Annotated in this window: 13 protein-coding genes; all 13 read right to left on the bottom strand. The window is 61.6% G+C overall.

The genetic code is table 11. The features are described from left to right. Positions 1–74: 74 nt before the first annotated feature. The 13 genes from visR to ACM5SV_RS23305 all read right to left on the bottom strand — a co-directional run bounded on the left by visR (position 75) and on the right by ACM5SV_RS23305 (position 12336). Entirely contained in the window at positions 75–821 is a 747-nt protein-coding gene (gene visR, locus ACM5SV_RS23365) for a transcriptional regulator VisR (RefSeq protein WP_012756051.1), read from the bottom strand. Positions 822–829: 8 nt separating this feature from the next. Beyond that, positions 830–1576: a transcriptional regulator VisN gene (visN, locus tag ACM5SV_RS23360; RefSeq protein ID WP_012756050.1), complete on the bottom strand. Its 747-nt coding sequence runs from the start codon at positions 1574–1576 to the stop codon at positions 830–832. Between the two features lie 445 nt (positions 1577–2021). Next, positions 2022–3713, bottom strand: a complete 1692-nt coding sequence (gene fliF / locus ACM5SV_RS23355) for a flagellar basal-body MS-ring/collar protein FliF (RefSeq protein ID WP_012756049.1) — start codon at positions 3711–3713, stop codon at positions 2022–2024. Positions 3714–3922: 209 nt separating this feature from the next. Then, entirely contained in the window at positions 3923–4312 is a 390-nt protein-coding gene (cheT, locus tag ACM5SV_RS23350) for a chemotaxis protein CheT (RefSeq protein WP_017992935.1), read from the bottom strand. A gap of 16 nt (positions 4313–4328) precedes the next feature. Continuing rightward, positions 4329–4883, bottom strand: coding sequence for a chemoreceptor glutamine deamidase CheD (gene cheD, locus ACM5SV_RS23345; RefSeq protein ID WP_003545509.1), 555 nt, complete (start codon positions 4881–4883; stop codon positions 4329–4331). Next, on the bottom strand, positions 4880–5269 hold the full coding sequence (locus ACM5SV_RS23340; protein ID WP_003556488.1) for a response regulator: 390 nt from the start codon (positions 5267–5269) through the stop codon (positions 4880–4882). Before ACM5SV_RS23340 ends, cheD begins: the two co-directional genes overlap by 4 nt. Next, positions 5270–6313 carry a protein-glutamate O-methylesterase CheB gene (cheB, locus tag ACM5SV_RS23335; RefSeq protein ID WP_003556486.1) on the bottom strand — a complete coding sequence of 348 codons (1044 nt, stop codon included), beginning with the start codon at positions 6311–6313 and terminating at the stop codon, positions 5270–5272. Further along, positions 6310–7218 (bottom strand): protein-glutamate O-methyltransferase CheR, encoded by a 909-nt coding sequence (gene cheR, locus ACM5SV_RS23330; RefSeq protein WP_012756046.1) that lies wholly within the window; start codon positions 7216–7218, stop codon positions 6310–6312. The genes cheB and cheR overlap by 4 nt, the downstream gene beginning before the upstream one ends. Then, positions 7215–7682 (bottom strand): chemotaxis protein CheW, encoded by a 468-nt coding sequence (locus tag ACM5SV_RS23325; protein WP_012756045.1) that lies wholly within the window; start codon positions 7680–7682, stop codon positions 7215–7217. The genes cheR and ACM5SV_RS23325 overlap by 4 nt, the downstream gene beginning before the upstream one ends. Before the next feature lie 4 nt (positions 7683–7686). Next, the gene (locus ACM5SV_RS23320) at positions 7687–9963 is read right to left on the bottom strand and encodes a chemotaxis protein CheA (RefSeq protein WP_419425425.1); all 2277 of its coding nucleotides are present in this window, start codon (positions 9961–9963) and stop codon (positions 7687–7689) included. Between the two features lie 17 nt (positions 9964–9980). Then, positions 9981–10346 (bottom strand): chemotaxis response regulator CheY1, encoded by a 366-nt coding sequence (cheY1, locus tag ACM5SV_RS23315; RefSeq protein WP_003545492.1) that lies wholly within the window; start codon positions 10344–10346, stop codon positions 9981–9983. Continuing rightward, positions 10343–10639 (bottom strand): STAS domain-containing protein, encoded by a 297-nt coding sequence (locus tag ACM5SV_RS23310; protein ID WP_419425424.1) that lies wholly within the window; start codon positions 10637–10639, stop codon positions 10343–10345. Before ACM5SV_RS23310 ends, cheY1 begins: the two co-directional genes overlap by 4 nt. A gap of 62 nt (positions 10640–10701) precedes the next feature. Then, positions 10702–12336, bottom strand: coding sequence for a globin-coupled sensor protein (locus ACM5SV_RS23305; protein WP_012756043.1), 1635 nt, complete (start codon positions 12334–12336; stop codon positions 10702–10704). Positions 12337–12614: the final 278 nt, after the last annotated feature.

Genomic DNA, 12614 nt, shown 5'->3' with positions numbered 1-12614 from the left:
ACAGCAATTCAAAGCGTTACAGCGTCGCTTGCGCGTCTGGAAAAACGCGCGACGCTGAAAACGACCGCGCGGGTTCAGCTGATATAACCGAGCCGGATCGCCTTGGCGATCGCCTGGATGCGATTGACGGAATCGAGCTTGATGGTCGCCGAGCCGAGATAGGCGTTCACGGTGTGCACGGACAGGCCGAGCTTGTCGGCAATCTCTTCGCTGATGCGGCCGTCGCCGGCCAATTGCAGACAGGCGATCTCGCGTTCGCTGAGCGCCTCGGCAGCCGCCGTGCGGCGCTCGTCGAGCGAGAGCAGATCCATCATGATATGGCAGCATCGACCGTGCAGCTCGACGATGGTATCGCTCGAAGGATCGATCTCATCGCCGGTGAAAAGGATGAAACCGTTGCCGACGGCGCCAAGCCGCACCGGAAAGGCAAGTCCGGAGAAAGGCAGAATACCGTCCTGCAGCCGCGTCATGAACGGCGAGAAGTCCGCCGGACCGGGTGCCGCACGGTCGTAACCGCCTGCCCATGAGAGCGGCAGCAGCGACTTGTCGATATGGTCGAGAAGAATATCGCCGTAGGCATCCGTGAAGGCCTTGCCGAAACCGGCATTGGAAGACCCCCAGTTCTCGAGCTCGCAGACAAGCCGCTGCTTTGCCGGAATGCCCGAGCCGCTGACGCGGAAGATCGCGAAGCCTTGCGCATCGGCGAGCTTCTGCATCGCGATCAGCCGCGGAAAAAGATCGGACCGGCTGGAAATCCTGTTCACACGTACCATTCGCAGCTGCTCGGCGCTGCTCATGGTCCTGCCTGATGGATACCCCATATATCCCCCTATACGAGATTATTGCGGACGGCGAAGGCAATGGCCTCGGACCGGGTCTTGGTCGCCGTCTTGCGCATCACGCTGGTGATGTAGTTGTTGATGGTATTGCGGGATATTCCGAGAATCATCGCGATCTCGTCGCTGGTCTTGCCCTCGGCGATCCAGAACAGGCATTCCAGCTCGCGGTCGGTCAATTCGAAATCGCGATCGACCTTCGTACCGCCGCAGCGAAGGAAGCTCGCGACATAACCTGCAAGCAAGCCTACATCGCGCAGGCGCTCCGGCGAAAGGATGAATCCCTCCCCGAACAGGAACATCAAGGCCAGCCGCGACCGGCCGACATTGAAGGTCACCGAACAATATTGGCGGCTGGCGCCATCCGGGACCTCGGCACTGTCAGGCAGAAGAGCAAAATTCGGCTGGAAGACCTGCATGCATTTTTCCAGCTCGGTCGACCGGGCATAGCCGCGGACCAGATCATTGGCGATGTCCCTGACCAGGTCGAAAGGCCAGTCAGACGAAACGATGAAATCGAGGCCACTTTCCTGGAGGAGATCGCAGCGCGCCAGAAGGTAGTACGAAGCACCCACGTAGTCCGTCAGTGCGCGCAGACCAGACTGCAACCTGCCGGTGCTGGCGACGCCGTGGAGGCGCTGGAGCAGCTCATCACGCGGCAACAGATCCGGCACCGCCGCACTCGCGAAATTCGCCATCTGCCTCTCGCCTTTGCTCGCCTGAATTACATTCATATCCACTGGCAATGTCCTGCGGCTGAGAAACGATCGAACTCGGTGCAACAGCAATTTTTCTGTAAGGGATTCAAGTCAACTTCCGCTCGAATCCCATTTCGAATCACCCAAGGGTAAGCCAGTCGATGCAAATCACCATCTCCGACTTCTAGGGATTTACTTTCGCTGTCGCCAATGCACTGATTCGACCACTCGTTCCAGCCTTCAGATAGAGGGAGGCTAAGGTGATTCTGGCGGTATCGCAACTTGCTTCGCGTTTTACGCGAGTCCATCTCATCAAGTCGCGCTACAGCCGCATTTCAGTTGTCGGGTCTAACGTCTTATTCGAATTCTCGACCCTGATGTCATGCCGGGTCTCTTGCATCTCCAGTCACGGCTTTTCAGCAAACAGCGGTTCGGGAATCAAGCTTCGGTACCGACATGAAAAAAGGCCGGTTGCCCGGCCTTTGTTTTACGCTGCTTCGTCGATCGCCCATTTCCTGAGGATTTTCGCGGCGCGTTCCTCGTTGATCTCGACCATACGGGAAAGCTTGCGTTCCGGGCCTTCCTTGACGCGCCGATTGAAGTTTCCATCGTCGTCGCCGAGGCTGAGCAGGTCCTCGGTACTGTCGAAGCCGAAGTCGGACCCGAAGCCGTCCATGAGAGCGCCTCCGGGTGCTCCCGATGCAGGCGCGAAGTCCGGAAGCTCGAGGCCGGCCGCTTCCGGCGTCGCGTCGCCGAAAGCCGCAGAGCTGCCGTTGCCGCTGACGCTGCGCACCAGTGGCCGCAAGCCCATCCAGACCACCAAGAAGGCGACCGCGACAAAGGCGAGCGAGTTGATGATGCCGGCCAGATTGCGGCTCAGCATATCCATGACGCGGACACCACCGGTGGCGTCTTCGAGCAGCTGATTTTCGAGGAAGTCCATCGCCGTGACGGTGACGACGTCGCCGCGCTTGGCGTCGATGCCGGCCGCCGAAGCGACGATCTTCTGCATTTCGGCGAGATAGGCGTCGACCTTTGTCTGGTCGGCGGGCTCACCGACCATCTTGGCGATGCGGCCCTTGTTGACCACCACGGCGATCGAAAGCTTTTCGACCTTATAGCTGCTGCGGGTCGTCGCCGTCGTCTTGCTGTTGATTTCGTAGTTGGTCTGCTCTTCGCGCTTGTCGGACTTGTCTTGCGATTCGGGCCCGGCGGAGCCGCCGGCCTCGGGAGCCGCCTGCGGAATGTTCTGCTCGACCGTCGTCGCGCTATCGGACTGCTTCTGCTGCGACTGCTGGGCTTCCTTGGTCGAGCGGACCGAACGTTCGACCTTGGATTCGGGATCGTAGGTCGTTTCCTGGATCTGCTGGGCGTCGGTGTTGAGATCGGCGGTGACGCTGGAACGGAAGTTGTCCATGCCGAGGAAGGGTGCCAGCGCCTTGTCGATGTTGGATTCGACTTCCTGCTGAACGTTCTGGACGATGTTGAGCGAGCGGTTCAGCGAGCTGTTGCTCGCCTCGTCGCCGGAAGCGAGGAGCTGGCCGGCGGAATCGAGGATGGTGACGTCATCGACGTCAAGCCCCGGCACGGCCGAGGCGACGAGGTGGCGGATCGAGGTCGCCGCGCTGCGCCCGGTGGTAGCGCTTGCGCGAATCATGACGGATGCGGTCGGTTTCTGCTCCGCCTTCCGGAAGTTTCCAACCTCCGGCATGACGATATGGACGCGCGCGGCTGTTATACCCGAGATCGACTGGATGGTGCGGGCGATTTCGCCTTCCAGCGCTCGAACCCGCGTCACCTCCTGCATGAAGGAGGTCAGGCCGAGGGAGCCGACATTGTCAAAGAGTTCGTAACCGGCATTGGCGCTGTTCGGCAGGCCGCGCTCGGCAAGCATCAGGCGGGCCTTGCCCGTCATCCCAGCGGGAACGCTGATGCTGGTGCCGTCGGTGCCGACCTGGAAATTGATGTTGGCTTCGGCAAGCGCCATGCTGATCTGGTTGAGATCGGGCGAATCCAGACCGACATAGAGTGTTTCCTGTGCCGGCTTGTTGACGAAAAGAGCGGCCGCAAGGACGATTGCAATGGAAACGGCACCGACGCCTCCCAGAATCATCAGGCGTGTTCGGCCAAGGGAACCGAAGTTCTTAAAGATCTGAACTAATTGATTTAACAGATTCATTCTGTTCTCGCACGATTCGTCAAAGACAAAGCAGGCTTATTGCCTCATCAGACGAATAGTCGGCGAAACTTGTGCGAGCGTTTCGTGAGAGCGTGCGGGAGCGAAAAGGCCTAAAGTAATTCCAGCAAAAATGCGCAGCGGTTTTGCGTCCGGGATAGCGCAAGAACAAGGAGAGAGCGTTTCCGTCAGTCGGAGAAAAACGGAGCGTTCTAGAAGAAATCGAAGTCGCCGGCTGCCTTGCTCAATGGCTGGGAATGGCCGTGGCGTGTGGCCCCGCCCAATGCCTTCTGCATCTCTGCCAGTTTGACGAGGCTGAGCGCGGTTGCGACGTCGACTGCCCAGCCGTGCGGGATTTCACCGGTGATGGTGTCGATGAATTCGGCAAGGCCGCGTGATTTCTGCACGGCCAGATCGATGCCCTGCATGACCTTCATGGCATCCGGCGAGTTCAGGATTTCGGCGCTGCCGAGGTCGAGAAGCTGGGGCTCGATGCGTTCGATGAGGTAGGCGACATCGTGCAGTTCGGACACGATGCGCATCAGGATGTCGCTCAGCGCTTCGACAGGCGCGGGCGGCTCCATCATCTGGGTAAATGTCATATGAAAATCCTCGCCATCAAAAAAATTCGATACTGGTTTCGACGGGTTTCTGCGGAGCGGCGGGACGCTGCTCGAGAGCGACGGTTCTCTGCGTTTCGGCGCCGGTCAGAGGGTATTGCCGGGCACGACCGGAGACCGGCCAATATTCAAGCTTGCGTCCATGCTCTCCGCCGGTCGAGGAACCGACCACCGGAATGCCTTCATCCCTCAGGAACTGCACGGCGAAGGCCGCGTTCTGCTCACCGACATTGGAGAATGTCGAGATCGTCTTCGCGCCGCCGAAGATCTTTGCTTCCAGCCGGTCGCGCCGGGCGCCCTGCTTCAAGAGACCGTTGATCAGCAGTTCCATCAGATGCACGCCGTAGCGCGTGGCATCGCCGCCTGATGTCGGCGACGTCGCCGAACCGGGCAGCAGAAAGTGGTTCATGCCGCCGACACCGGCGACAGGATCTCTGAGGCACGCAGCCACGCACGAACCGAGAATGGTCGAGAGGACCGCATTCGGATCGTTCAGAACCTTGTACTCGCCCTGAATGATGTGCACGCGGCGGGCTGCCCCCTCAGTGATCATTTCAGGGCTCCAAACACGGCTTCGATGGCCGCTTTCATCTTCTCGATCGTGAACGGCTTGGCGAGCACGTTGTTGGCGCCGAGCTGGGCCGCCTTCTGCACCAGTGCGCGGTCGCCCTGGGCGGTCAGGATGATGAAGGCCGCCTTCTTGGTGTTCGGGTTGGTGCGCACGGCCTGAAGGAAGCCGATGCCATCCATCTTCGGCATGTTGAAGTCCGAGATCACCAGGTGGTGCGGCTGCTCGGCCATGATCTTCATGCCCTGCTCACCGTCACCGGCCGAGGTGATCTGCTTGAAACCGAGCTGGGTCAGCGCGTCGCTGAGCAGCAACCGGCTCGTTACCTGATCGTCGACGATCAGAACTTTGATTTTCTCCGCGATCGACATTTATTCGGTCCCTTCCTTTCGGGCTGCTGTCATTTTCAATATTTCTTCACCAATGGCAGACAGCGGCAGCTGCTGCTCAACGGCGCCAAGTTCGTGGGCAACCCTTGGCATTCCGTAAACGACACAGGTTTTTTCGTTCTGGCCGAGCGTTCTGGCGCCGGCGTGGCGCATTTTCAACAATCCGGCGGCGCCATCGCGGCCCATTCCGGTCAAAATCACGCCGACGGCATTACGGCCCGCCAGTTCAGCGACCGAATCGAATAGCACGTCCACCGAGGGGCGGTGACCGTTGACCGGTGCCCGGTCAATGAGTCGGCAGCATGGTGCCGAGGCGTTGCTGACCTGGAGGTGACGCTCGCCGCCGGGCGCCAGATAGATCTTACCGATTTCGAGACGGGCACCGTCGGTCGCTTCCTGCACCACCGGCGCACAGAGGCGGTTCAGCCGTTCGGCGAAGCTCTTGGTGAAGGTCGGCGGCATATGCTGGGTGATGACGGTCGGCGGGCAATTCGCCGGAAACTTTTGCAGCACGGCGATCAGCGCCTCGACGCCGCCGGTGGACGAGCCGATCGCGACGATCTTGCGGCCGACGCGGAAGTCGGCAACCGAGGGCGGTGGCGCGACGGCGGCGACGGGCTGGGAATATTGGCGCTGCGTGCGCGCGGCGGCCTTGACCTTCTCGGCGAGGTCGCCAAACGGCCTGAGTTCGCCCGGCGCCGGCTTGCCGACACAGTCGAACGCGCCGATCTCCAGCGCCGCAAGCGTCGCCTCGGCGCCGCGATGGGTCATTGTGGATACCATGATGACAGGCATCGGCCGCAGCGTCATGATCTTTTCGAGGAAATCGAGACCGTTCATGTTCGGCATCTCGATGTCGAGCGTCAGGACGTCGGGGTTCAGCCGCTTGATTGCCTCCCGCGCTTCCAGCGCGTCGCCGGCCTGGCCGATGACGTTGACCTCGGGGTCGGAACTCAAGACGGCGGTGATCAGCCCCCGCATCGTCGGCGAGTCGTCAACAACGAGAACCCTTGCCGGAGCGCTCATGCCTTCCTCCCGAGACCTTTGGACGTGTAGCGATAGGTCGTGATGCCGATATTGTCGAAGACGTGTTTTGCCTCACCCGAAACACGCTCGGAATGACCGATATAAAGATGACCGCCCTCCGGCAGCAGGCCGGCGAAACGCTGCCAGATCTTCATCTGCGTCGGCTCGTCGAAATAGATGACGACGTTGCGGCAGAAGATGACGTCGAACTTGCCCTTGAACGGCCATTGCGCCATCAGGTTCAGCTCGTTGTAGGTGATCAGCCGCTTGACGCGGTCGTCGACCTGGAACTTCCGGCGGCCCTGTATCTCGACTTCGCTGAACCATTGTTTGCGCATGGCGGGCGATACGGTTTCGAGCGCGCTCTCGTCATAGGCGCCGGCGCGGGCGATCGCGAGGATCTTCGGGTCGATGTCGGTCGCCAGGATCTTGAAGTCGTAATCGGCGACGTTCGGCATCAGCGACAGCACCGTCAGCGCGATCGAATAGGGTTCTTGCCCGTCGGAAGAGGCGGCCGACCAGATGCGCACCCTGCCGCCCGATCTCGCCCGCTGCAGAAGCTCCGGCAGGACATGGTCGCGCAGGTGATCGAAATGATGGTTTTCGCGGAAGAAGCGAGTAAAATTGGTCGTCAGATGCGAAAGCATCTCGCGGCGCGGCGCAGCACCGGCCGGCGAAGCGACGAGGTCGCAATATTCCCGGAAGCCGGACAGGCCGAGATTGCGGATATGCTTCGACAGGCGCGAATAGACGAGCGACGCCTTCGTTTCGTTGAGGAAGATGCCGGCATCCGAATAGATCATTGCGGCGATTTCAGTGAGGTCGCGGCGCGTCAGCGGATATTCTCCGCTCGCCAGGACCTCGTCCGATCCCTGTCTCTGATCTTTTGCGCCCATTACACTCATGCGGCTTCGCTTTCGGTCTCTGGAAAGAGGGATTCGAGTTCGATCAGGCAGATCATGCGCTTCTCGATGGCGAGAATGCCGCGGGCAAATTGACGCTCGAGCTCGGAGGAGATCTCGGGCGTCGGCTGGATGGTTTCGTCGGTCACCGTCAGGATATCGGAAACGGCGTCGACCAGCAGGCCGACGACCTTACGCCGGACCTGGGCGACGATGATGACATGACGGGCAGTCGGATCGGCCGGCTTCATGCCGAGCCGGGCCGCAAGATCGATGATCGGCAGCACCGCGCCGCGCAGGTTGATGACACCCAGCATATAGCCAGGCGAATGCGGCATCGCGGTCGCCGGGGTCCAGCCGCGGATTTCGCGAACCGACATGATGTTCACGCAAAATTCCTGATCCCCGATGCGGAACGCGATCAGCTCGCGATCCCCCTCGTTCAGATTTTTTACAGTGTACGACATTCCCTTATCCCACCGCTGCTAACGACATTTCCGCTTTGAGCGACTGGCCGCGCGAGGCGCCGACGACTGCGTCGACATCGAGGATGAGAGCGACGCGCCCGTCACCGAGGATGGTGGCGGCGGCAATGCCCGGCACATGGGTGTAGTTCGCTTCCAGGCTCTTGATGACCACCTGGCGCTGACCCTGGATGGCATCGACCATCAGGGCGCGCTGGCCGCCGCCTTCGGATTCCACCAGAAGCGCCACGCCCTCGACCGGATTGGCCTGGGTGGCGCGGAAGTTCAGGATGCGGCCGACATCGACCAGCGGGCAGAAGCTGTTGCGGATCGAGATCAGCCGGTGGTTGGCACCGAAGGAGTGGATCGCGGCCGCTTCCGGCTGCAGGGTTTCGACGATCGCCGTCAGCGGCACGACCAGCGTCTGGCCGGCGACAGTGACTACCATGCCGTCGAGGACGGCGAGCGTCAGCGGCAGGCTCATGGTGAAGACCGAGCCGTGACCCGGCTTCGAGGTGATGTTGATGCGGCCGCCGAGCGCCTGGATCGAACGTTTGACGACGTCCATGCCAACGCCGCGGCCGGAGATGTCGGAGATCTTGTCGGCCGTCGAGAAGCCCGGCAGGAAGATCAGGTTGTCGATTTCCTCGTCCGACAGGTTGGAATCGGCCGGGATGAGGTCGTTGTCGATCGCCTTCTGGCGGACCTTCTCGCGGTTGATGCCGGCACCGTCGTCGGCAAGCTCGATCAGGATGCGTCCCGAACGATGCTTGGCGGTCAGGCGGACAGTGCCTTCGGTGTTCTTGCCGGCGGCTGCACGCTTTTCGGGCGTTTCGATGCCGTGGTCGACGGCGTTGCGGATCATGTGGGTCAGCGGTTCGGCCAGCTTGTCGATGACCGTCTTGTCGACTTCGGTGTTTTCACCTTCGGTGATCAGGCGGATCGACTTGCCGGTCATGTCGGCGATTTCGCGGACGATACGCGACATGCGCTGGAAGACCGGCTTCACCGGCTGCGCGCGGATCGCCATGACCGAGTCCTGGATCTCGCGGGTGAGCTGCTGCAGCTCCTCGAGGCCCATATTGATCGAGGAGGTGCCGGTCGTGTCGTTCTCGATGACGCTCTGCGACAGCATCGCCTGGTTGATGACCAATTCGCCGACGAGGTTGATGAGGCGGTCGACACGGTCGAGATCGACGCGGATCGTCTGGCCGGCACCGGCGGCATTGTTCTGAGCGGCAGCACTTGCTGCGGCCGCTGCGGCGGCGGCCGATTCCTTCTTCTCTACGCGGGCGGCGACAATCTGCGTGACGTTGGAGGCAGTCTCGGCTGCGGCAATGGCTGCGGCCGTCTCCTCGGCCCGCGCGTCTGAGCCGGAAACCTCTTCGATTGCGCCGGCTTCGTCCAGGATCGACAGGTCGAAAGGAACCGGCACCATCGGCAGTTCGTCGTTGCTGGTCGCCTCGGCCCTTGCTTCTTCGACCGGCTTTACCGTCAGTTCGCAATCCCACTCGGCGAATTCGAAGACGGTGCGGATGGCGTCCTCGCCCTTGTCCGTCTTGATCGTGACATTCCAGAAGAAATAAGCGCCTTCCGGATCGAGCTCCTCGAGGCCCGGGAGGTCATCCGTATTGCAATAGATCGTCATTTCGCCGAGGCGCGAGAGATCGCGCAGCAGCAGGGTGGCGTCATTGCCCTTGGAATAGAGTTCGTAGCGCGGCTTGAAGATGACTTCATAGGCCGGCATGCCGCCGGCATCGCCCTCGCCGCCAAAATCGTCGAAGGAAAAGGGGACCGGCTGGAAGCCGCTGTCGTCCGTCGGCTTGGGGGTCGGCGCCGGAGCGGCCTTTGCGACTGCCTTCGGCGCAGGCGCCTCGACTGACGCCGAGGGAGACGGCATTTCACCGTTGGCCAGCGCCTCGAGCTCCCTGACGAGGCCGCGGCTGCGGCTTTCATCGACGCTGCCGCCGTCGCGCGCAACGTTCGTCAGGTCAGCGAGCACGTCGGCCGACTTCAGCATCACCTTCAGGACGTCCTGGTTCGGCTCAAGCTTGTTGGATCGAACGCAATCGAGAGTGGTCTCGAAAACATGGGCGAAGGCTACCAGATCGTCAAGGCCGAAGGCGCCGGCGCCGCCCTTGATCGAATGCACGGCACGGAACACCGCATTGACGGTTTCCGGATCGCGATCGCCATCATTCATTTTCAGAAGACCGGATTCCAATTCTGCGAGCTGTTCCTCGCACTCCTGGAAAAAGATCTCTTTGATTTCGTTCATATCCATAGGAGCAAATCCTGGGTTTAAGCGGTTACACGCTCAATGGCATCGATCAGCTTGGCCGGGTCGAAAGGCTTGACTATCCAGCCCGTGGCACCGGCTTGGCGGGCACGGTTCTTCTTTTCCGCGTCGCTTTCCGTGGTCAGGACCAGGATCGGGATCGCCCGATATTTCTCGTTGCGGCGGACACCTTCGATGAAGCCGAAACCGTCGAGGCGCGGCATGTTGATGTCGGTCACGATGACGTCGGGATTGGACTCTTCGAGAACCTCAAGGCCCTCGATGCCGTCTTCCGCCTGGATCGTCTCGAAGCCAGCATTGTTCAGCGTCACGAGAAGCATGTTTCGGATGGTGCGGGAATCATCCACAGTCAGCACTTTTTTCTTCATTGCCGAATCTCCTTGGCAAGCAGGTGGTCAATATTGACGCCAACCAGCTGCATGGTTTTCTGAAATGCGTCGGACACCTTGGAGAAGGTGAACGGCTGCGTGTCCTGCTCCCAGGTCTTCTCGGCGGACATCAGAACCTGGGCGCAAAGCGCGCCGATCCGTTCGACGCCGGAAGCGTCTATCGAAAGACCGCTACCCCGGAGGGAGAGGAGTTTATCGCGCAAGGCGGAAGCCTCGTTGAGGTCGAGCACCGCTGTCAAATCCAGCGTTTTGCCACTCTTCTTTGCTGCCATCAGCTTTTCCTTGTCCCCTTGTCCCGGCCCGAAAAGACGAGCTGCGGCAATCATCCGATAGGTTAGTAAACATTCCGCCCACCTCCGACGCTTGCGAACGCTTGCGGAAGGCCAAAATCGTCATTTTCGTATTCGTCCACGACCGGTGCCGGGCGGGTAGCGCCCTCAAGGGCCCGCGGCGGTGTCACGCGCACCGGCGCAGGGCGCCCGGCAGTGGCGTTTTCCCGGGCGATGCGGAATTCGCGAATCGTCTGGCCGAGCTCGAGAATGACGCTGTGGAGGTGGTCGGCGCCTTCGGCCGAGCGCTCCGCAAGGCCGGCGCTATCGGCCACCTCGCCACCCAGGCCCTTGACGTCTGATGTCACGCTGTCGAGGCTTGCGGCATGTTCGCCGGTTCGGGTGGCGATGCCTGATATGGCGGCGTTGATGTCGGTGACCTGGCGCACGATGCTGCCGATCGAATCCTGTGTGCGGCCGACCATCTGCACGCCAGCGTCGACCTGCGCCTTGGTCGTCGTCACCAGCGTCTTGATCTCGCGGGCGGCTTCGGCCGAACGCTGGGCAAGGGCGCGGACTTCCTGGGCGACGACGGCAAAACCGCGGCCGGAATCGCCGGCGCGCGCGGCTTCGATGCCGGCATTCAGCGCCAGAAGATTGGTTTGGAAGGCGATCTCGTCGATCGCCCCGATGATCTGGCCGATCTTTTCGGCCGACTGCTCGATATCGGCCATGGCGCTGATCGCGCGGCCGACGACTTCACCGCTTTCCTCGACGGCAGCGCGCGTCGTGGCGGCCGCCTGTTCGGCAGCGCGGCTGTCAGCAGCACCATCGCGCACACTGCCGGCGATGCCGGCAAGGGCAGCGGCGGAAAGCTGCAGCCGATCGGCCTGGCCGGACGCCGTGCCGGCGAACTGCCGCGACAGACCGGCAAGCGAACCTGTCGCCGCTTCGGCCTTGACCGTGCGCTCGGTAATAGCGGTGAATTCGGCCTGGAGGCCGTCCAGCGCGCCATTCAGCGCCGCGGCGATCCCGCCATAGGCGCCGTCGCCGTCGACAGGCGCGCGGCGCGTCAGGTCGCGTGCGGACAGGCCTTCGATGACATCGCCGAAGATCCTGATGATCTCGGCCTCGTTGGCGGCGCGCTGATCGGCGAGCGCGCGCTGCTCCCCGGCGCGCAGCGCATTGAAGCGGAGCGAGACGGCAATTTCCACATCGACCATGACGATGCGGATGATCGCCGTCATCAGGTCGGAGATTTCGCGGGTGCGGCGCTTGGCCGACGGCAGCAGCGGACGGCCGGCAATCTGCTCGGCGAGGCCGGAAACGACATGCTCCAGCATGACGCCATGGCCGGCCACGTGCCAGCGCGGGTCAAGACCCATCTTGCTTTCGGTATCGGAGAGAACCTTGACGCGCTCGGCATAGAGGCTGTCGAACCGCGCATCCGTCAGCACGTCCCAATGCGAGGACTGCAGATCGTGCAGACGCTCGACCTGGCGTTCGCTCTCGAAATTGCGCGAGGCGTCGGGGAATGACTGGAATCGGTGGAAGAGATCCCTGAGGCCCGCCTTCAGATGGGCTTCGAGCGCCGGCCGGTTACGGCGCACCAGCTCGCACTGGTCGGTATCGAGACCGGCAAAGCGCAGGCGGTCGCGCAAGCTGCCTGCCTGCGCTCCACGAGCCTGATCTGATGGCATGTCCTGCCTCAACGCCTGTCCCCAACCACTTTCCGGGCGAAGGCCCGGCCAAAAACTTGTGCAGCAGCCGATGAACGCGAAGCGTGGAGACGGTCCTCACCACCGGTTACAACCGGCGGATCGAAGCCCTCTGATCAGCTATGTTTCGGAGCTGTCTGAAGAGATGGATACCGGATCAACCCGGTACGGCGGGACGGCGTCATGCCTGGTGGGAACGAGTGCATCTTCCCATTCCGACGTGTACATCAATGTTTATGGTTAATTCCTTGCTTGAAGGT

It is taken from the genome of Rhizobium sp. CRRU65 (genome assembly GCF_048551595.1).
GTDB lineage: Bacteria > Pseudomonadota > Alphaproteobacteria > Rhizobiales > Rhizobiaceae > Rhizobium > Rhizobium leguminosarum_J.
The sequence above is the reverse complement of the archived record's forward strand: the minus strand, read 5'-3'. Positions and strand labels throughout refer to the sequence as shown.

Coding starts and splice junctions, on each gene's coding strand:
- cheB (WP_003556486.1), bottom strand. CDS start 6,313: ATGAGCGCTCCGGCAAGGGTTCTCGTTGTTGACGACTCGCCGACGATG.
- ACM5SV_RS23340 (WP_003556488.1), bottom strand. CDS start 5,269: ATGTCGATCGCGGAGAAAATCAAAGTTCTGATCGTCGACGATCAGGTA.
- ACM5SV_RS23310 (WP_419425424.1), bottom strand. CDS start 10,639: ATGGCAGCAAAGAAGAGTGGCAAAACGCTGGATTTGACAGCGGTGCTC.
- ACM5SV_RS23325 (WP_012756045.1), bottom strand. CDS start 7,682: ATGTCGTACACTGTAAAAAATCTGAACGAGGGGGATCGCGAGCTGATC.
- cheT (WP_017992935.1), bottom strand. CDS start 4,312: ATGACATTTACCCAGATGATGGAGCCGCCCGCGCCTGTCGAAGCGCTG.
- cheY1 (WP_003545492.1), bottom strand. CDS start 10,346: ATGAAGAAAAAAGTGCTGACTGTGGATGATTCCCGCACCATCCGAAAC.
- visR (WP_012756051.1), bottom strand. CDS start 821: ATGGGGTATCCATCAGGCAGGACCATGAGCAGCGCCGAGCAGCTGCGA.
- ACM5SV_RS23305 (WP_012756043.1), bottom strand. CDS start 12,336: ATGCCATCAGATCAGGCTCGTGGAGCGCAGGCAGGCAGCTTGCGCGAC.
- cheR (WP_012756046.1), bottom strand. CDS start 7,218: ATGAGTGTAATGGGCGCAAAAGATCAGAGACAGGGATCGGACGAGGTC.
- fliF (WP_012756049.1), bottom strand. CDS start 3,713: ATGAATCTGTTAAATCAATTAGTTCAGATCTTTAAGAACTTCGGTTCC.
- cheD (WP_003545509.1), bottom strand. CDS start 4,883: ATGATCACTGAGGGGGCAGCCCGCCGCGTGCACATCATTCAGGGCGAG.
- ACM5SV_RS23320 (WP_419425425.1), bottom strand. CDS start 9,963: ATGGATATGAACGAAATCAAAGAGATCTTTTTCCAGGAGTGCGAGGAA.